Source organism: Athalassotoga sp. (assembly GCF_049965695.1).
Classification (GTDB): Bacteria; Thermotogota; Thermotogae; order Mesoaciditogales; family Mesoaciditogaceae; genus Athalassotoga.
In genome coordinates, this window is the sequence record NZ_JBMFWB010000002.1 from 99,930 (window position 1) to 119,146 (window position 19,217).

Genomic DNA, 19,217 nt, shown 5'->3' on the forward strand with positions numbered 1-19,217 from the left:
GCCGACTTTTTGTCGGCATTAATTTTTTTAAGGAGGGATTTTTGTGAAAAGATTTGTCGTTTTATCGTTGATTTCAGTGCTTTTCGTAATGGCAGTCTTTGCGTCTTACTATCCTGTGACACTCGTTGATGATGCAGGTAATGTGGTAACCATTCAAAGTACACCGATGAGGGTTATCGATGCCGCTCCATCTGTAACGGATTTCATGTTGAAACTTGGTTATGCCGACAGAATAGTGGGCGTTACACAGTATGATGCTTACACAAAGGCACAGAACATAGGGTTACTTTATCCTCTTGATCTTGAAAAAATAATTTCTTTGAAACCGGATATAGTTTTTCTCTTCGGTGGCTTTCAACTTCCCCAATATGCAAGCCTGAAAAAATTAGGCGTAACGTCTTTTGTGCTGAATGCCAACAGCCTTAACGGTGTTTACCGTGACGTCATGGATGTTGCGACTATCATGGGAGATCCACAAAGAGGAGAAATGCTTGTCAACAAATTGCAATCTGTGGAATCAAAGATTGAAAATGCCGCTTATACAATCCCGCTCGATAAAAGACCAACCGTTTTCTATGGAACACCGGGAAAAGAAATATGGACGGCTGGAATGGGTTCTTTTTTAAATGAGATAATATCTTTGGCCGGTGGTGTGAATATAACAGGTAATTATGCCGGACCAAATGGTTGGTTACCTGTCAGTCCTGAATTTGTTGTTGCCCAAAATCCGGATATAATTTTGGTTCCATATTATGTGTCCGGAGGAGAAAAGGCTGCGATAGAACAGTTTGATACATATCCTCCATTTGCAGATCTTAAAGCCGTCAAGATGGGACATGTCTATGCGATAAATGGGAATATCGCATCCCAGCCGAATACCCAACTTATAGATTTGCTTCAGGAGATTTACGATATTTTCCAGAAATGGTGAAAAATTCAAGGGAAAAGATCTTTTGGATCGCGCTTCCCTTTATTTTGATATTCATCCTTGCAAATATCGCGTTTGGCCCCGTTTACATACCTGTACTTGAAGTTTTCAAAGCACTTGTCGGAATGAAAGTGCCGTCGACGGATAAAATCATAATTCTTCAATTGAGACTTCCAAGAATTTTGCTTGGATTGGGAGTGGGAGCGGCACTTTCTGTAACGGGTAATGCTTTTCAAGCCATGTTGAAAAATCCTTTGGCAGATCCTTATATCCTTGGTGTTTCATCCGGTGCTGCCTTCGGAGCAATTCTTGCCAACGTGATAGCACAACTTTATTATCCGAATTTTGTCTTTTACATGTGGATCTTTGCCTTTGTTTTTGGTCTTGTTGCTACCGGCCTAACTTATTTCGTGTCAAGAAGAGGAGGGAAACTTCCAACGACAGAATTGATATTAAGCGGGGTCATAGTCAACCTTATGTTTGGAGCAGGAGTTACATTTTTGATAGTTTACGGATGGAGAGACGTCCAAGTGACTTCTTTTTGGTTGCTTGGAAGCCTTTCCGGAGCCGGATGGCATGACGTAATCCTTGTGGGAATTTCTTCTATTGCCTCTGTGATTTTTTTCATGTCTATAAGCAAATATCTCAATGCCATGGTTGCAGGCGAAGAAGAGGCGGCGTACCTTGGAGTTAACGTTGAAATGATGAAATTGATGATATTTGTCGTAGGTACACTCGTGACGGCCATTGCCGTTTCAACATCTGGCATAATAGGATTTGTAGGGCTTATAATGCCTCACATGTCAAGAAGACTTTTTGGGTCGGATCATAAAATTTCAATGCCTGCATCTGCCATTTTAGGCGGAACCTTTATCGTTGCTTGTGATACGGTTGCAAGAACTGCTTTTACCCCATCCGAAATGCCGATAGGGACGATAACGGCACTAATTGGAGCGCCGATCTTCATATACATTTTGAGGAGGCGAGTGCAGAATGTTTGAATTTTTGAAAATTGAGAATGTATCTTATTCCTATCCTAAATCTTCAAAAAACGCGATCGATAAGGTCAATTTTACCGTTAGAAAAGGAGAAATAATCGGCGTAATAGGTCCAAACGGATCTGGGAAAACGACGCTGATGAAGTCCATCCTTAACATGATCGACTATAAAGGAAATATAAAGTTTTACGATCAAGAGATAAAAAAGATTCCGAGAAGATCGCTTTCAAAAAAGATCGGCGTTGTTGCCCAGGAATTCGCACCGATTTACGATATGAAAGTTTCTGAGATAGTTGAGATGGGGAGAACACCTTACACAAATCTTTTTGGAGATCTTTCCCGGGAAGACAAAAAGCACATTGAAATTGCCTTCGAAGACCTCAACATTCACCATCTCAAAGACAGAATGTTTTACTCTTTAAGTGGCGGAGAACGTCAAATAGTTTACGTTGCGAAAGTTTTTGCGCAAAATCCAGATCTTTTTCTCCTTGATGAGGCTACCGTTCATCTTGACATAGGTAATGCCCAGCATCTGCTTTTGAAGATGAAAGAAAGGGTCAAAAAGTTTGGATCCACGGTTATATCGACATTTCACGATATAAACCAGGCCTCTGCCTTTTCCGACAGAATAATAATCATGAAATCCGGCAAAATATACGCGATCGGCGATCCCGAAATGGTTTTGACAAAAGATATGATAGAAGAAGTCTACGGTGCAAATTGTGAAGTCATCAAAGATCCAAGAAATGGTACAGTTAACGTCTTCATGGATCTCGAAGACAATTCAGATGCTCTCTTTTGCGACGTACTTAAGAAATATTCTTGATACTGCAAAACTCAATGCTATTCCGATCACCACATCTGCTATGTAGTGCTGTTTTATAAGGACTGTCGATGCCACGATAAGGGCAGTCCAAATAGCGACGGGTATTCCTATTCTTTTATCGATTCGAATCCAGTGAAATGCCATCAGCGTGGATAGAGAAGTATGAAGGCTTGGGAAATCGTTGTATGGATGATCGCTTGCGTAAACGGATATTATCATCTTTGTGAGAAAATCATCTCCGGTCAGATTTGGCCTTACGATAAATGATTGGGCAAAAAAATAGAAAGCGTAACTCACAAACCAGACTACGATCATTGAAAACGCAACGGATTTGAACATTCGTATCCTGAAGATCAAAAGTGCTACCAGTGACGCGTAAATGAAATAATTTAAAGACACGTATGGAATTACAAATGGTGGGACGACAGGTATGAAATTGTCAAGATACGATTTCATGAAGATCAAATTTGGCCCATGGTTAAGTATGTTGTAAAGTTCATTTGTGAAATAGAGCGCTACGACAAGCACCACCGCAAGCACGATGTTTTTCCATCCGGAATAAATTACCCCTTGCTTAATCTGCCGATTTAGCCATTCCATGCTATCCACCCCTCTTTTTAACTTTTTTGATCTTTACATCATCGATTATATACTTGATCGATTTAAATGTGAAATATCGTCAGGGCCATTTTTTCAATCCCCAATTTCTAATGTCTCTTTCTTGCCATAGGCTATTGGCCATGTGCCGCTTTTTAGTCTCTATTCCCCAATCTCTAATGTCTTTTTGTGCGTCGGCTCTCGCATTCGCCCTTCGGTGTCTGGTCCTCGCTGCGCTGTGGAGGCCACCTCGCGGCATCATGCTCTCCGCCTCCGTCCGCCATTCCAATCGAAGAACTGGAATCGCCTTTTGCCTTGGGCTGCTTACTCGTTACCGATCACGCGTTACTATTTTTTCTACGTGCTACCGGCTACGAGCTACGTGCTGTTTTTCAATACCCGATCGACATTTCTTAAAATGAAGTTTTTTTTGTATAATTGATTTAAATGCTTGAGAAAAGGATGAATATTTTGGACAAAGATATTTTTTACGAAGCGGCAAAAAAATATGGTACTCCTTTGTACCTTTACGATCTTGGTGAAATAAAAAGAAGGATAAAACTCATCGAAGATACTTTAAAGGATTTAAACTTTAAAATCTTTTTCGCGATGAAGGCTAATTCCAATCCTTACCTTTTGAAATTCATGCGTTCTTATGGCATTGGTGCGGATGCCGTTTCTTTAAATGAGTACAAAATAGCCAGATTCGCTGGTTTTTCACCCAGCGAAATTGTGGTGAACGGAAATGGTAAAAGTATTGAGGATATCTCTTTTTACGCAAATGAAAAGCCTATGTGCGTCAATGTTGATTCTTACGAAGAAATCAAAAAAATTGGTGATTTGCCTATGCGCATAGCGTTGAGAATAAATCCGAACGTTGATCCTAAAACTCATCCTCACATTTCAACCGGTCTTAAGGAAAATAAATTCGGAATGGATTTCGAGACGGCAAAAAAAGTTATAAGATCACTGCCACATAATTTGCGCCTCGTTGGGCTTCATTGCCATATAGGATCGCAGATAACGGAAACGGATCCATTTATAGAGGCTTTTTCATCGTTGAAATCTTTTGCGAAAGAGGAAAAACTCGATCTTGAATTTGTGAATGTTGGCGGAGGATGGGGCATAGATTACATGGATAAAAATGATGGTATCAACCTGAACCGTTATAAAGATGGTATTTTGCCAATACTTTCCTCTTTTGATCTTCCCATATACTTTGAACTCGGGAGATTCATCGTAGGTTCATCAGGATACCTCCTCACGAAAGTTACAGAGGTAAAGAGAACGCCGCACAAAAATTTCGTGATCGTTGATGCCTCAATGGCCGATTTGATAAGACCCGCCCTTTACGATGCCCATCATGAAATAGAGTTTTTATCGGGTAAATCTGAAATGATCGCTGATGTGGCAGGGCGCATTTGCGAAAGTGGAGACGTTTTTGCCCATGAAATAAAAATCAATGTCCCTGAAATAGGTGAAGTTGGTTTGATTCACGATACAGGTGCTTATGGATATTCGATGTCGTCGAATTACAATCTTTCCACAAGGCCATCTGAAGTTGCCTTTGACGGTGATAAGTTCATCTTGATAAGAAAAAGAGAGAATTTTGAAGATCTTTTGAGATTGATCGAGGAGGAGTAATTTTATGAAGAGATTTGATGAAATTTTCGAAAAAGTGAAGAAGAGAAAGAAAACGGTAGTCCTTGTGGGGGCAGAAGATCGTGAGTCGTTGATAGCCCTTGATGAAGCCGTTAAACTTGGTTTTGTCGATGCAATATTGGTTGGAAATGGGAAAATTGTCAAAGACACACTCAAAGATCTTAAAATAAAAGATGACTTTGAAATTATCGATTCAGATCCATTATCATCTTCAGAAGTAGGTGTTAAAATAGTTTCTTCTGGAAAAGCAGACATTCTTATGAAAGGGCTTGTGAAGACAAGTGCGCTTTTAAAAGCCGTTTTAAATCCAGAATGGGGCTTGAGGACAGGATCGCTTTTAAGCCATCTTACCGTCGTTGAAGCCAAAGACTATGACAGATTTATAGGGATAACGGATGGAGGCATGATAATAAGGCCAACACTTGATCAGAAAGTCCAGATCGTAAAAAACGCCGTTGCATTTTTCAAGAAACTTGAAATTGATACACCAAAAGTTGCGTGTATAGCGGCAATTGAGGTTGTAAATACGGATATGCCTGAAACTTTAGATGCTGCGGAACTTTCCGTTATGGGAAAAAGAAAGCAAATAGATGAGTGTATAATAGAAGGGCCTCTTGGTTTTGACAACGCCATAGATGAAAGGGCTGCCAGAGTAAAGGGGATAACAAATGATGTCGCAGGTCATGCGGATATATTACTTGTTCCGGATATACATTCGGGAAATTTCATAGGCAAGACGATGGACTATTGTGCTCATTACACGATAGGAGGAATAGTGCTTGGTGCAAAAGCACCGATAGTCGTCGTGTCAAGGGCTGATGAGGCAAGATCTAAACTTGCATCTATATCTTTAAGCGCACTTGCGTGAGGAGGAAAAAATGAAGAAAAGTGCTGTTATAGCAATAGGAGGAAATGCGATTCAAGGTCCAAAAGAATTACAAACGGCAGAAGTGATGAGAAAAAATTTGAATTCAACTGCCAGATATCTTGTTCAAATGTTAGACGACATAAACGTTGTGATAACTCACGGTAACGGACCGCAAGTTGGAAATTTGATGGTTCAGCAGGATCGGGCAAAGGAATTGATTCCGCCGCTTCCTCTCGATCTTAACGATGCTTACACACAGGGTATGTTAGGTTATCTTATCGTCGAGGCTATGGAAAATCAACTTTTAAATTATAACCTTAAAAGGCAATGCGCCGCGATTGTCACACAAGTCGTTGTGGATCCAAAAGATAAAGCATTTCAAAATCCAACCAAGCCGGTAGGTCCATTTTACGATGCCAAAGAGGCTGAACAATTGGCAAGAGAGAAAGGTTGGAAGATGAAAGAAGATGCTGGGCGTGGATACAGGCGTGTCGTTCCGTCACCCGAGCCTCTTGACATAGTGGAGAAGGATTTGATAAGAGAGTTGATGGAGAAAGGTGTTTTAACCGTGGCCGTTGGCGGAGGCGGAATACCCGTTTTGAAAGAAAAAGATGGAACAATAAAGGGAGTTGAAGCAGTCATAGATAAAGATCGCGCCTCATCTTTGCTCGCAAAGATACTTGATGTTGACATTTTCATGATCCTTACAGGAGTAGATGAAGTTTATCTTAATTATGGCAAGGCGGATCAAAAAGTTTTAAAAACACTTAAAGTCTCGGATGCAAAGGCTTACATTGTAAGCAATCAATTTCCCGCCGGTTCCATGGGACCTAAGATTGAAGCGGCCATCTCTTTTGTCGAAAAGACGGGTCGTCAATGTGTTATAACATCTTTGGAAAAAGTGTCGGAGGCTATGGAAGGTAAAGCGGGTACATTTGTAATTCCAGGATAATCGGGGGAAACGTGAATATACTTGTTCCAGTTAGTTTGGAAAAAAAGGTGAATGGTTTTGATCAGACAACTTACGAAAACATAGAGGATGAAATTTATTCTCATTTTTGGGATGTCGTTGTTGTTCAAAATCCGGATGATTTAAAGGTAGCCATACAATTTCAAAAATTTGGAATTCAAATTGTTTACGTTGGATCTGAAAAAGTAAAAAACGTCTTTAACGTAAACATTGACGATATCGAGGATTTTCTTAACCTTTTAAACTCAATATCCGAAAAAAATAAAGAAATAGACGTGTTGAAGAAAAATCAAGATTTGCTTTTCGAACCAATAAGTCTTAGTTCAAAAATGGCCATGGCATATGGTAAACTTTCCAAAATGGTTCAATCGAGAATAATAACGGTTATAGCCCAAAATGGTCTTTTAGAAGAATGGATACTTTCGAAGACGATCGGATCACATGAAACTTTTGACTTCTCCGTCCTTCAAGAAGAAGAGATAATGCTTAGACTTTTCGGATCAAAAAATCATGTTCCTGCCTTTTTGAAATCCACGACTATAGTTTTGATGAACTGCGATCTTGCAAATCCGCCATCCATATTGAAAGCAGCGATGGCTTCGTCTAACGGATATTTCTCGATTTACGGAGTGAATGAAAAAAAATCGTGCAACGCCAATTTGATCCTTCATTTCGAAAATTCCTCAAATGTTCCGAAATCGATTTTTCAATTGACCGGAAAAAGTATGGTTGAGATACCTCCTTTAAAAGAGATATTGGATGATCTGCCAACGATCTTCAGATATACGGTCTCAGCCATGGCACAAAATACAAAAACTTTCTCTTTTAATTTTTCAGATGATTTTTTTGAAAGTTTAAAAAGGGAAGAATGGTCAGAAAATTGGAGAAGTTTTTTCAAATTTTGCAATGCTTTTATATCGGGAGAAACCATGATTCACAAAGATATTGAAAATGATTCCGAAATTCCTAAAATGAGGGATTACATCAAAAACGTGACAAGTGAAGGAGAAAAAGTTTTGATAAAAAAAGCAATTGAACGCTACAAAACAGACAAGAAGAAAATATGCGAGGTGCTTGGAATAAACGTTAAAACTCTTAACAAAAAAATCAAAATTTACAATTTAAAATGAAGATTATAGTTTATCTTTCGTTAGATCCTCAGAAGGCAAAAACTGATAATCTGCCTGTTTCTCTTCCTTTGCTTGAAGAAGATTTTGAAAATGCCGCCAAAAACAACAGACTCGATCCTGACATGATAATAAGGGGTTTAAGGGCACAGATAGAAACAGGTAAAAAAGTTGAATATTATTTGCCTTACTTTGTTTATTTCCTTTACGATAGGGCGAGGTTTTACATGAACATGGAAAAATTTCAAGAGGCAAGAGAAGCAGTTGAAGAGGCTGCAAGTTACAAACAAGATTACAGGTATCCTCTTCACCTTGGAATAATAGAAAGATTGTCCGGAAATCTCGATAGATCGGAGATACTTTTGAAAGAAGCCATTGCAATGAATTCAGAATATCTTCCCAGTAGAATAGAACTTGGCAGGACACTCATGGAACAATCTCAATTTGAAGAGGTTATCGAGACATGTAAAGAGATAATGGAGATAGATCCGTCTTTTACTCTAACTTATCTTTTAATGGGAGACGCTTACCTTGCAATTGGAGACGCTAAATCCGCCATAACGCTTTACCAGCAGGCATTAACCATCGATCATGATCTACAATCTGTGCACTGGAGAATCGGCGCTGCGGCCAACATGCTTCAGAGATTTTCACTTGCCGAAAATGAATTTAAAATTTCGCTATCTAAAAATGAGGGAGGATGGCATGTGAAATACGATCTTTCTTACTCGCTTTACAGAGAAGGGAAGATTTTTGAAGCCATTCGATTACTTTCAGAGATTCAAAGATCAGGAGTTGAGACTCCTGAAGTTTTAACCGAGATGGTGATACTTCAAAAAATAACCGGCCTTTACGAAGAAGCACTTGAAACAGTTGAAAAAGGTATGGACATGGAGATAAAAGAAGAAGGATTTCTGCTTGCCTCAATAGACGTTTACGCGTTTAACGGCATGATGAATAAAGCCTTAGCGCTTGTCGAATCTTTACCTTCTGAATCTGCCGGCCCAAGAAAAAAGTTACTTGAATTTGAGGATAAATGGCAAAAAAAGATAGATCTCAAATCATTTGCGAAGTTAATAGATACTTCAAGGCCAGAGATAAAAAGTAAAACAGAAGACGTAAAGAATGATCTTGTAAGTGGAAATCAAGTTTTTGACGTTACGATGCTTTCAATTTTAAATGAGATCATAAAATTTCATGGCATACATTTCTATTCCGCCGAATCATCTCTTACGAGATCCGCAATGGCCTTTTCGGGATCGATCGAGACAATAGGACTTTTCATTTTGCTGTACAGAATATATTTTTACACGCATGCACTCGATTATGAATTGGAAGATGCGATTGAAATCGTCATACCGCAAATAACGGATATATCATGGAAAATTGGTTACGAAGTTGCAAAGGTCTTCGAATCTGACGAAATTATAGATATCGAAGATATGTCTCAAAAACTTGAAAATCCTGTTGATGTGGCAAAGTTTTTTGTATCGGCCATGATCTTGGAAAATGAAGAAAACAGAACTGAATTTCTTAAGTCTTTAAACACACCTGAAATTTTGATAACGCTGATCGAAATGATCGATAACCAAAACCAAAGCGGAAAAGAAAAAGATTAATCCGATTTCTTGAAAAAATGCCAATAAAGCGCGGCATTGGCAAATTGAAAAATGGCTGCAATGAATATCGGCGCTTCCATCATTGAATAATCCATGAAGTATCCACTTGCCGTGGGTCCTATTGAAGACGTGATTTGCTGTGGCAGATTGCTCAACGCTGCCATAGAAGCCCTTTCTTCTTCTTTGGTCTGACCCATTGTAAATGATTGCCTTAGAGGTATTCCGGCAGATACAAAAAACATCCTCAAAAGGTAAAAAAGTCCTGCAAGAAAAAATGTTGGCATTAAAGCCATAAAGACAAGCATTATGGCACCTATTGTCCTGACACCCACTATGGTTTTGACGGTGCCGAAAAATTTAGCAACACGTGCCGAAGATATGGAAGAAATGGCACGCGCAATGTTAGAAAGTACGTAAATTACGCTTATAAGATCGATACCTGCACCGTATCTTACAAAAAACCAGTAAACGAGTATCGGACCGCTGAAAAATCCCGTTCCAAGTCCGTTTACGGCGTTTGTCAAAGAAAACTTTCCGAGTAACTTCCATGAAAGTTTGAAAGTATTTTGACGCTTGGGCCTGTTTTTGTCCTCTTGAACAAACAAAGTTATAAAGAAGGTAGAAATGTAGATAACGAATGCGATTGCCATTAAAAACAGGTACCCGCCGCGCCATCCGTCTTTGAAAACATTCGATATGTAAGGAAGAATTATCGTCAGGGCATACCCAATCGTACTTCCTATCGCTCCAAAAAAGGAAAATGTCCCAAAGACATCGTTGCGAAACTTTGAATTCGCGCTTTCCGCTATAAGTGCTTGCTGCGCGGCACCTGCCGCACCTCCGCCTCCTCCGCCACGTATTGTTCCTATTGAGACAAAAAGCATAAGCGGAATGTAACTCGTCGTAAAGAAAAATCCCAAAACGCTTATCGCATTTATTATGGTCATGACCAAAATCACGAGTTTTCTGCCATGCTTATCGGCGAAAAATCCAACTCCTATTGAAAACAATATGCCGACAATAACGGACAAAGTGAAAGCCAGGCCTATTTGAACGCCGGAGAAACCCAATTTTGAAAGGTATATAGGTACGAGAATCGTTAAAGATGCCTGAGCAACACTCCTTAAAAATCTGCTCATCATGAGCAAAGAAAGATTTCTATTCAACCATTTTGCCATTTATCATTCTCCAAAAATAAAAATGCCCCAAAGGGGCATTTTCATGTAAGATCATCTTGCATTTGCTTTAGATGTTTTATTTGATTCAAGACTTGCATCTTTCCAAATAGGAGTTGGTCCTCTCATGTAAGAGATAACGGCCGCACCGATACTTATTATGAAAGACAAGAAAAATGCAAAGCGTAGATCAGATATGAAAGTATCGACGAATATACCTTTTCCTCCAATCTGTGCGCCTATAAAGAGCGCATCCATGGCCTGAGGAGTGAGCCCTGATGAAAGAATGGCGAATGCCATCGCGATGCTTATAACAGAACCAGCATTCATAAGCATTGTTCTTGTACTTCCAGCAATTCCTCTTCTCTCCGGCGGAACAAGTCCCATTATGGTGCTTATGTTTGGTGAATTAAACATACCAGATCCAAATCCCATAATTGTTCCCCAGAGTACGATCTCGAACATTGACATATCGACTCTTGTGAAAAGAGAATAACCCAACAATCCGATACCAGAAATCAAAAGTCCTAAAGAACTAAGCATTCTTGAACCATGCCTATCGGCCAATCTACCACTTATTGGTGCCATCACCATCATGGCTGCGGCAAATGGTATCAGGTAAATGCTTGCCGTGAAAGGATCCATGTTTTTGATGCCGAGTAAGTAGAATATGAGCAAAAACATCAAAGCGCCTCTTGCAAGTCCATTTATAAGATCTGAACTATATGCAAAGAATAAAATCCTTGATTTGAAAAGTCTTAAGTCTAACATGGGATATTTTACTTTGGATTCTGTGTAGACAAATAACGGTATAAGTATCGCCGCCAAAACAAAGAAGGTTATCACGATCGGAGAGGTCCATCCTCCGAATCCGCCTTCAGTTAAAGCGTAAAGTAAAAAGAACAAACCTGACGTGAAAGATATGGCACCGAACCAATCAAATTTTTCTCCTTTCGGTATAGGGGCAATATCTTTTATCTGAATCCATGCCCAGACTGTCACAAGTGCACCAAGTGGCACATTCATGTAGAAGATCCATCTCCAGCCAATAGCCACAGTTAAGATACCGCCTATTATAGGACCTATTGCAGATCCAACGGCAACTATCAAACCGTTTACCCCAAGTGCCATTCCCAACTCTCCTTTGGGGAAGGCATCCGTTACTATTGCCGTACCATTTGCCATCATCAAAGAACCACCGACTGACTGAATAATCCTTACAACTAATAACTCAATTCCATTTTGAGACATACCTGCAAAAAGCGATGCAATCGTGAAAACCGCAGCACCAAGTACAAATAACCTTTTTCTGCCTATCATATCTGCAACACGTCCAATGGACGGAACAAGCACCGTCGTTGCTAACATGTAACTCATCAAAACCCAGATTATTATTATCATCGGAGCCTTAAGACCTTCCGCGACGTTAGGAAGGGCTATCAAAAGCGCCGTACCTGTCATAACTCCGAGTAAAGTACCTAAACTCGTGGCCGAAAGTGCAAGCCATTTGTATTGGATCTTTTTCATGTAATTAATTTCTCCCTTCATTCATCTTACATCATTTTAATTTCGCGAATTATTTCATTTTTGATAATTTTTTTGTTGTCGCGTTAGAATCCGAATCTTTCCAAACCATCGTTGGTCCTCTCATGTAAGAGATAACGGCCGCACCGATACTTATTATGAAAGACAAGAAAAATGCAAAGCGTAGATCAGATATGAAAGTATCGACGAATATACCTTTTCCTCCAATCTGTGCGCCTATAAAGAGCGCATCCATGGCCTGAGGAGTGAGTCCTGATGAAAGAATGGCGAATGCCATCGCGATGCTTACAAGAGATCCGGCGTTGTTCATCATGGTTCTTGTCCCTGCCGCTATGCCTCTTCTGTCAGGTGGTACCATACTCATTATCGTGTTGGTATTTGGAGAGTTAAACATGCCGGATCCGAATCCGACAACCGTCCCCCATATTATGATCTCAGCCAATGACATATCCACTCTTGTGAAAAGTGCAAAGCCGAGCAATCCGATGCCGGTTATCAAGAGTCCTAAAGAACTAAGCACTCGTGAACCATATTTGTCAGACAACCTTCCGCTTATAGGTGCCATGATCATCATGGCCACCGCAAATGGTATCAGGTAAATGCTTGCCGTGAAAGGATCCATGTTTTTGATGCCGAGTAAGTAGAATATGAGCAAAAACATCAAAGCGCCTCTTGCAAGTCCATTTATAAGATCTGAACTATATGCAAAGAATAAAATCCTTGATTTGAAAAGTCTTAAGTCTAACATGGGATATTTTACTTTGGATTCTGTGTAGACAAATAACGGTATAAGTATCGCCGCCAAAACAAAGAAGGTTATCACGATCGGAGAGGTCCATCCTCCGAATCCGCCTTCAGTTAAAGCGTAAAGTAAAAAGAACAAACCTGACGTGAAAGATATGGCACCGAGCCAATCAAATTTTTCTCCTTTCGGTATAGGAGCGATATCTTTTATCTGAATCCATGCCCAGACTGTCACAAGCGCACCGAATGGCACATTCATGTAGAAGATCCATCTCCAGCCTATCGCTGTGGTTAACAATCCTCCTATTATCGGGCCAAAAGCAGAACCCACCGCAAGTACCATTCCGTTTATTCCGAGTGCCATTCCCAACTCTCCTTTGGGGAAGGCATCCGTTACTATCGCAGTGCTGTTTGCCATCATCAAAGAACCGCCAACGGCCTGGATAATTCTCATTATCAGAAGTTCAATACCGGTTTGAGACATACCTGCAAAAAGCGATGCAATCGTGAATATGGCTGCTCCAAGGACAAACAACCTTTTTCTGCCTATCATATCTGCAACACGTCCAATGGACGGAACGAGCACCGTTGTTGCTAACATGTAACTCATCAAAACCCAGATTATTATTATCATCGGAGCCTTAAGACCTTCCGCGACGTTAGGAAGGGCTATCAAAAGCGCCGTGCCTGTCATAATACCAAGCAATAAGCCAAGACTCGTGGCCGAAAGCGCAAGCCATTTGTATTGAACCTTTTTCATACGATCAATTTCCCCCTTCGATCGTTATTTTGTAAAAATCTTTAACCTTTTCTGATGCGTTCGGTTTTAGAGGTATTCCATGCCCGCACAGCATGATGTCATATTCCATCTTTGTCAATTTTTCCATAGATTTTACGGCTGAAGCCATATCAGGTGTGAATTGTTCAGGAGGGCCTTGAAGTTTTCCGTCCATATATCTCAATTCGTCTCCGACAATGATGATTTTTCTGTCTTTGCTGTAAAGCGAGATACTGCCAGGGGTGTGACCCGGATTGTGAATAACGACAAAATCGTCTATCACATCTCCCTCTTTGAGTAAAATGTCGGGTTCGACGTATTTTACCTTTAGAAATGAAGATGCGACTTTCATGGCGGCACCGGCAAAACCTTTTGGCGATGGTAATTTCTCTTTTCCCGAAACGTATGGTGCATCCTTTTCATGGACGTACAATTTTGCATTTGTGAGTCTTTTCAGTTCGTAAGCGTTGCCCATGTGATCGACATGACAGTGTGTAAGCACTATTTTGGATACATCTGAAGGTTTTTTGCCAAGAAATTTTATGTAATCAAGGATCTTGTTCAACTGACCTGGCATACCCGTGTCAACGATCGTAAGATTATCATCTAAAAGGATATAAACGTTGGCATTTGTTCCATCGACAAGATGAACTCCGTTTGCTATTTCCATAATCATCTCTCCTATCTTTCAAAATTCTGTAAAGTATTGACTGTTTCTCTTATAGTTGAAAAAGCATCAAGAAGTTTTTCAAATTGTTCATCTGAAAGCACACTCAACTTTTCATTTACATATTCTCTCATTGACTTTTCTATCTCATTGGCTTTTTCATTTCCTTTTTCCGTTAATTCTATAAAAACTGCCCTTCTGTCCTCATCCGTTCTGTATCTTTTAACGTATCCTGCTTTAACAAGCACATCCGTTGCCGCAGTTAATGTGCTTTTTATGAATCCAGATTTATTTTCTATCTCAGACATTTGAGCACGAGTTTGAGAATGTCTTTTCATAAAAACAAGAACAGATGCAGATGTCTTTGGAAGTTTCGTTCTGGAATAATCGAAACTTTTAAAGACTATCTTTGAAAATGTCGAATAAGCCATGAGAAGATCTTCCGGTACTTCATGCTTCATATTTCATCACCCATTTCAATATCATACAATTCATTTTAGAACCTTTTTGTTTTGAATAATTTTATTTCATATTAAAAGATTGTAAAGTATAGATAATTTAAAGTATTTTTTGAAATTCTTCAAAAAACTGACAATTTAACTTATAAATGGTTAAAAATGACCTAATATGGCTGAAAATTGCCTAAAATCAGATTTAAATATTTTGAGATCAATGTTGTAGAATTAATCGGTATCGATACCGGTATCGATTAGGAGGATGATAATGAGTTACGTGACTGTTAAAGATATAGCGAAAGCCGCAGGAGTTTCAACAAATACAGTTTCCCGGGCTTTAAACGGAAAGCCAGATGTAAATCAAGAAACTAAACAAAAAGTTATAGAAGTGGCCCATAAACTTGGATATGTTTCAAATAGATCCGCACTTTCTCTTAAACGACAAAAAAGTTACATAGTAGGTGTGGTAACAGAAGATAACGCCAACCCTTTTTGGGCTGAAGTTTTAAAAGGTGTGGAGGCAACGGCAAAAAATTATGGCTATCATATCATAATCGCAAACACATCCCGAAATTATGAAACAGAATTTGAAGACATAAAGATGATGCTTGAAAGGCGCGTTGATGGGCTTTTGATTTCTCCGGTTCAGGAAAAATATGATGATCTTTTTAGATTGAAAAAGTATGACGTTCCATTTGTGATAATGGGAAGGCATGTTGAAGGATTAGATGTTCCGATGGTTTACGACGATGGCGTGCGAGGTGGACGAATTGTCACCAATTATTTGATTGAAAAGGGATGTAAAAATATAGCCTTTGTGGGAGCACAATCTTACAATACGGCATCATCTGAAAGATGTAAGGGGTATCGTGAAGCACTTCAGAAGCATCAAATAGATCTAAGAGAAGAACTTATAAAAACAGGTGGAATAGAAATAGAGGGTGGCTATAAGTCTGTCATGGATTTAGCAGCAAATCGTACAGAATTTGATGGCATCTTCGTCTACAATGATTTGATGGCTTTGGGAGTTATAAAGGCTCTAAAAGAATTGAAAATGCGAATTCCGGAAGATGTCAAAGTGATCGGATACGATGATATTTCTTACTCATCATTTGTATGCCCATCTCTAACGACGATGAGGATGAAAAAATTCGAAATAGGTGAGATTGCCTTCAAAATGCTTTTTGATTCAAACGAGCAGAATAAAGATGAAGTCGTGCTCCATTCGGATCTCGTGATCAGAGAAAGTGCTTAAAAAATAGATTGGAGTGAGAAATGTGGAAAAGAAACCTAAAATTGGACTGATTGGAATCATGCAGGAACTTTACGATGATATGCTTCCTGGTATCACCGAAAGGCAGACGAATTACGCGAAAGAAGTGGCAAAGCAATTAAGCAATGTTGCGGATGTCGTATTTACGGTGCCTGCTCGCGTAAGAGATGATATAGAAAAGCAGGTAAAAACATTCAACGATTCAGATGTCGACGGAATTATGATCGCCATGCTCACGTACAGCCCCGGAATGAGGCTTGTAAGGGCTTTTGGGGAAAATCATCTTCCGGTTTTACTTGCGAACATTCAGCCGGAACCAACTGTAGCAGATAAATGGGACATGGGAGATCTTACCTACAATCAGGGAGTTCACGGTGCTCAAGACAATGCAAATGCTTTGCTCAGAACAGGAGTTAATTTCACTGTCTTGACAGACGACTGGAAATCCGAAACATTTAAATCAGCATTTTTAGATTGGGCAAAGGCTGCGCAGACCGTTACGAAATTAAGAAAAATGAAAGTTGCCGTTTTCGGTCAGATGCCGGGGATGGGAGACATAACGACCGATTCGTCTGCTTTTATGAGAAAAATTGGGCCCCAGATAATTCACGAAAGCATGGGATCGATATATTCTATTTTTGAAAAAGTAAGCGAAAAAGAGATCGATGATCTCATCGAAAAGCAGAAGAAGCATTTCCAGATAGATCCAAAACTCAAAAAAGAAGATCACAAATACGCAGTAAGATTTGAAATCGCGATAAAGAAATTTCTCGAGACCAACGGATATGAAGCCTTCAGCATCTACTTTCAGGCCGTGGCAAATGATGGAAGGTTCAGGCAATTGCCGATGATGGCCGCATCCGATTTGCTGGCTGAAGGGTATGGTTACGGTGCAGAGGGAGACGCATGCGCGGCGACGCTCGTTGCGGCAGGCCATACGTTGATCGGAGATGCCCATTTCACAGAAATGTACGCAATGGATTTCAAAAGAAATTCCATCCTCATGAGCCATATGGGAGAGGGTAACTGGAAGGTTGCAAGAAAGGATAGACCGGTAAAACTCATCGACAGGCCTCTTGGCATAGGCGGACTTGAAAATCCCCCAACCGTTTTGTTCAGTGCCCAGCCCGGATCCGGAACTATTGCATCTTTGGTCGCAATTGAAGGAGAAAAATTCAGACTCGTCGTGTCAAAAGGCGATGTGTTAGATACCGAAGAGATGCCGCATGTCGAGATGCCATATTTCCATTTCAAACCGGAAACAGGCGTAAGAAATGCCTTAAACGGCTGGCTTAAAAACGGTGGAACGCATCACGAATGTTTTAACCTCGGTGATCAGACAAAAAGATGGAATTTGCTTTGCGAAATGCTCGGGATTGAATATGCGGAGGTTTAATTTTGAAAAAAGAAAATGTTGAGTTTAAAAGATCAAAACTCATCTTAGACAAAGATTACCGGATAGGAAAGGTAGACAAGCGCCTCTTTGGATCATTTATAGAGCATCTCGGTCGCGCAGTCTATGAAGGCATATATGAACCTGATCATCCTTTGGCAGACAAGGATGGCTTCAGAAAAGATGTCATAGAACTTGTCAAAGAATTGAACGTGCCAATCGTAAGATATCCCGGAGGAAATTTCGTCTCGGGATATAACTGGGAGGATGGAATAGGGCCACGAGAGAAAAGGCCGAAAAGGCTTGACCTCGCATGGCATTCGACTGAGACAAATCAAGTCGGCATAAATGAGTTTGTCGAATGGACAAAAAAGGTGAATTCCTCAGTTATGTTATCCATAAATCTTGGAACACGTGGCATAGATGACGCAAGAAATATAGTTGAATACTGCAATCATCCGTCAGGCAGTTACTGGAGCGATTTAAGAAGATCGCACGGATATAAAAAACCTCATGACATAAAAGTATGGTGTCTTGGCAATGAGATGGACGGACCATGGCAAATAGGTCATAAGACTGCTTACGAATATGGTCGAATTGCAAATGAAGCGGCCAAGGTCATGAAGTGGGTTGATCCGTCGATAGAAGTTGTTGCTGCGGGAAGTTCGGGATGGCATATACCGACATTCGGCGAATGGGAATCGACGGTGCTCGATCTTGCCTATGAAAACATCGATTACGTGTCATTACACGCTTATTACGGCAATCAGGAAAACGATACGCCTAATTTCGTCGCAAAATCTTTGGATATGGAAAATTTCATAAGATCAGTCGTATCGACATGCGATTACGTGAAAAGTAAAAAACACAGTTCAAAAACAATAAATCTTTCTTTTGATGAATGGAATGTCTGGTTCCACTCTCATGAAGAAGACAAAAAGGTCGAACCTTGGTCTGTTGCACCTCATCTGCTCGAAGATATATACGACTTTGAAGACGCGCTTCTTGTAGGATCTATGCTCATAACCTTGTTGCGCCATGCCGACAGGATCAAAATAGCCGCTCTTGCCCAGCTTGTCAATGTCATAGCCCCGATAATGACGGTAAAGGGCGGAAAATCATGGAAACAGACGATATTTTATCCGTTCAAACATGCGTCGAATTACGGAAGAGGGACTGTACTTAACGCGATCGTCGACTCTCCGAAGTACGATTCGAAGGATTTCTCAGATGTTCCGGTACTCGATTCAACTGCCGTTTTTGAAGAAGAAAGCGGAAATATAGTAATCTTTGCCGTTAACAGAGACCAAAAAAATGATCTTTTGCTTGAAGGAGATCTTCGCGGATTTGATGGCAAATACAAAATTGCAGAACACATAATCATGCAAAATGACGATCCGAAGGCATCGAACACTGAAAATAACCCTGACAACGTTGTTCCGCAAACCAAAAAAATTAAAGACATGATCGTAAAAGACGGAAAGTTTTCTCTGCTGATACCTAAATTTTCCTGGAGTGTGATAAAACTCGAAAGAATATTTGAATGATTTATTGCCGGTAGCGTCTGATCATTTTATGAAACGATCCTCCCT

17 protein-coding genes are annotated in these 19,217 nt (G+C 40.1%); 11 read left to right on the plus strand and 6 right to left on the minus strand.

The window, feature by feature from the left end:
* Positions 1-43 precede the first annotated feature (43 nt).
* Genes ACP5NR_RS01245 through ACP5NR_RS01255 form a run of 3 tightly spaced genes read left to right on the plus strand, consistent with a single transcriptional unit; the run spans position 44 to position 2,752 of the window.
* Positions 44-931: an ABC transporter substrate-binding protein gene (locus tag ACP5NR_RS01245; RefSeq protein ID WP_428005154.1), complete on the plus strand. Its 888-nt coding sequence runs from the start codon at positions 44-46 to the stop codon at positions 929-931.
* Positions 928-1,929, plus strand: coding sequence for a FecCD family ABC transporter permease (locus tag ACP5NR_RS01250; protein WP_428005813.1), 1,002 nt, complete (start codon positions 928-930; stop codon positions 1,927-1,929). Before ACP5NR_RS01245 ends, ACP5NR_RS01250 begins: the two co-directional genes overlap by 4 nt.
* On the plus strand, positions 1,922-2,752 hold the full coding sequence (locus tag ACP5NR_RS01255; RefSeq protein ID WP_428005152.1) for an ABC transporter ATP-binding protein: 831 nt from the start codon (positions 1,922-1,924) through the stop codon (positions 2,750-2,752). The genes ACP5NR_RS01250 and ACP5NR_RS01255 overlap by 8 nt, the downstream gene beginning before the upstream one ends.
* Here the strand turns inward: ACP5NR_RS01255 and ACP5NR_RS01260 are convergent.
* Entirely contained in the window at positions 2,711-3,352 is a 642-nt protein-coding gene (locus ACP5NR_RS01260; RefSeq protein WP_428005151.1) for a phosphatase PAP2 family protein, read from the minus strand. The genes ACP5NR_RS01255 and ACP5NR_RS01260 overlap by 42 nt on opposite strands.
* Positions 3,353-3,820: 468 nt before the next feature.
* Between ACP5NR_RS01260 and lysA the strand changes: the two genes are divergently transcribed.
* The 5 genes from lysA to ACP5NR_RS01285 are packed head-to-tail and all read left to right on the plus strand — an operon-like array spanning position 3,821 to position 9,595.
* On the plus strand, positions 3,821-4,993 hold the full coding sequence (gene lysA, locus ACP5NR_RS01265) for a diaminopimelate decarboxylase (RefSeq protein ID WP_428005150.1): 1,173 nt from the start codon (positions 3,821-3,823) through the stop codon (positions 4,991-4,993).
* A 4-nt stretch (positions 4,994-4,997) separates the two neighbouring features.
* Positions 4,998-5,879 carry a bifunctional enoyl-CoA hydratase/phosphate acetyltransferase gene (locus ACP5NR_RS01270; RefSeq protein ID WP_428005149.1) on the plus strand — a complete coding sequence of 294 codons (882 nt, stop codon included), beginning with the start codon at positions 4,998-5,000 and terminating at the stop codon, positions 5,877-5,879.
* Between the two features lie 10 nt (positions 5,880-5,889).
* Positions 5,890-6,831 carry a carbamate kinase gene (gene arcC, locus ACP5NR_RS01275; protein ID WP_428005148.1) on the plus strand — a complete coding sequence of 314 codons (942 nt, stop codon included), beginning with the start codon at positions 5,890-5,892 and terminating at the stop codon, positions 6,829-6,831.
* An 11-nt stretch (positions 6,832-6,842) separates the two neighbouring features.
* Positions 6,843-7,979, plus strand: a complete 1,137-nt coding sequence (locus tag ACP5NR_RS01280; RefSeq protein ID WP_428005147.1) for a helix-turn-helix domain-containing protein — start codon at positions 6,843-6,845, stop codon at positions 7,977-7,979.
* A complete protein-coding gene (locus ACP5NR_RS01285) occupies positions 7,976-9,595 on the plus strand; it encodes a tetratricopeptide repeat protein (RefSeq protein ID WP_428005146.1) in 1,620 nt (539 codons plus the stop codon). The genes ACP5NR_RS01280 and ACP5NR_RS01285 overlap by 4 nt, the downstream gene beginning before the upstream one ends.
* Here ACP5NR_RS01285 and ACP5NR_RS01290 read toward each other — a convergent pair.
* The 5 genes from ACP5NR_RS01290 to ACP5NR_RS01310 are packed head-to-tail and all read right to left on the minus strand — an operon-like array spanning position 9,592 to position 14,965.
* Positions 9,592-10,773: an MFS transporter gene (locus ACP5NR_RS01290; RefSeq protein ID WP_428005145.1), complete on the minus strand. Its 1,182-nt coding sequence runs from the start codon at positions 10,771-10,773 to the stop codon at positions 9,592-9,594. The genes ACP5NR_RS01285 and ACP5NR_RS01290 overlap by 4 nt on opposite strands.
* 51 nt (positions 10,774-10,824) lie before the next feature.
* On the minus strand, positions 10,825-12,297 hold the full coding sequence (locus tag ACP5NR_RS01295) for an MFS transporter (RefSeq protein ID WP_428005818.1): 1,473 nt from the start codon (positions 12,295-12,297) through the stop codon (positions 10,825-10,827).
* Positions 12,298-12,346: 49 nt separating this feature from the next.
* On the minus strand, positions 12,347-13,819 hold the full coding sequence (locus tag ACP5NR_RS01300) for an MFS transporter (protein WP_428005814.1): 1,473 nt from the start codon (positions 13,817-13,819) through the stop codon (positions 12,347-12,349).
* Between the two features lie 4 nt (positions 13,820-13,823).
* A complete protein-coding gene (locus ACP5NR_RS01305) occupies positions 13,824-14,507 on the minus strand; it encodes an MBL fold metallo-hydrolase (protein WP_428005143.1) in 684 nt (227 codons plus the stop codon).
* Positions 14,508-14,518: 11 nt separating this feature from the next.
* Positions 14,519-14,965 (minus strand): MarR family winged helix-turn-helix transcriptional regulator, encoded by a 447-nt coding sequence (locus tag ACP5NR_RS01310; RefSeq protein ID WP_428005142.1) that lies wholly within the window; start codon positions 14,963-14,965, stop codon positions 14,519-14,521.
* Between the two features lie 262 nt (positions 14,966-15,227).
* On the opposite strand from ACP5NR_RS01310, the gene ACP5NR_RS01315 reads away from it, so the two are divergent.
* The 3 genes from ACP5NR_RS01315 to ACP5NR_RS01325 are packed head-to-tail and all read left to right on the plus strand — an operon-like array spanning position 15,228 to position 19,172.
* Positions 15,228-16,214, plus strand: a complete 987-nt coding sequence (locus tag ACP5NR_RS01315) for a LacI family DNA-binding transcriptional regulator (RefSeq protein WP_428005815.1) — start codon at positions 15,228-15,230, stop codon at positions 16,212-16,214.
* A 58-nt stretch (positions 16,215-16,272) separates the two neighbouring features.
* Positions 16,273-17,628, plus strand: coding sequence for an L-fucose/L-arabinose isomerase family protein (locus ACP5NR_RS01320; protein ID WP_428005819.1), 1,356 nt, complete (start codon positions 16,273-16,275; stop codon positions 17,626-17,628).
* A 2-nt stretch (positions 17,629-17,630) separates the two neighbouring features.
* Positions 17,631-19,172, plus strand: a complete 1,542-nt coding sequence (locus ACP5NR_RS01325; RefSeq protein ID WP_428005816.1) for an alpha-N-arabinofuranosidase — start codon at positions 17,631-17,633, stop codon at positions 19,170-19,172.
* Positions 19,173-19,217 lie beyond the last annotated feature (45 nt).

Bases quoted from the DNA above. Each gene is read 5' to 3' on its own strand.
- ACP5NR_RS01255 (WP_428005152.1), top strand. From the start codon at position 1,922: ATGTTTGAATTTTTGAAAATTGAGAATGTATCTTATTCCTATCCTAAA.
- ACP5NR_RS01260 (WP_428005151.1), bottom strand. From the start codon at position 3,352: ATGGAATGGCTAAATCGGCAGATTAAGCAAGGGGTAATTTATTCCGGA.
- ACP5NR_RS01270 (WP_428005149.1), top strand. From the start codon at position 4,998: ATGAAGAGATTTGATGAAATTTTCGAAAAAGTGAAGAAGAGAAAGAAA.
- arcC (WP_428005148.1), top strand. From the start codon at position 5,890: ATGAAGAAAAGTGCTGTTATAGCAATAGGAGGAAATGCGATTCAAGGT.
- ACP5NR_RS01285 (WP_428005146.1), top strand. From the start codon at position 7,976: ATGAAGATTATAGTTTATCTTTCGTTAGATCCTCAGAAGGCAAAAACT.
- ACP5NR_RS01290 (WP_428005145.1), bottom strand. From the start codon at position 10,773: ATGGCAAAATGGTTGAATAGAAATCTTTCTTTGCTCATGATGAGCAGA.
- ACP5NR_RS01295 (WP_428005818.1), bottom strand. From the start codon at position 12,297: ATGAAAAAGATCCAATACAAATGGCTTGCACTTTCGGCCACGAGTTTA.
- ACP5NR_RS01300 (WP_428005814.1), bottom strand. From the start codon at position 13,819: ATGAAAAAGGTTCAATACAAATGGCTTGCGCTTTCGGCCACGAGTCTT.
- ACP5NR_RS01305 (WP_428005143.1), bottom strand. From the start codon at position 14,507: ATGGAAATAGCAAACGGAGTTCATCTTGTCGATGGAACAAATGCCAAC.
- ACP5NR_RS01310 (WP_428005142.1), bottom strand. From the start codon at position 14,965: ATGAAGCATGAAGTACCGGAAGATCTTCTCATGGCTTATTCGACATTT.
- ACP5NR_RS01315 (WP_428005815.1), top strand. From the start codon at position 15,228: ATGAGTTACGTGACTGTTAAAGATATAGCGAAAGCCGCAGGAGTTTCA.
- ACP5NR_RS01320 (WP_428005819.1), top strand. From the start codon at position 16,273: ATGCAGGAACTTTACGATGATATGCTTCCTGGTATCACCGAAAGGCAG.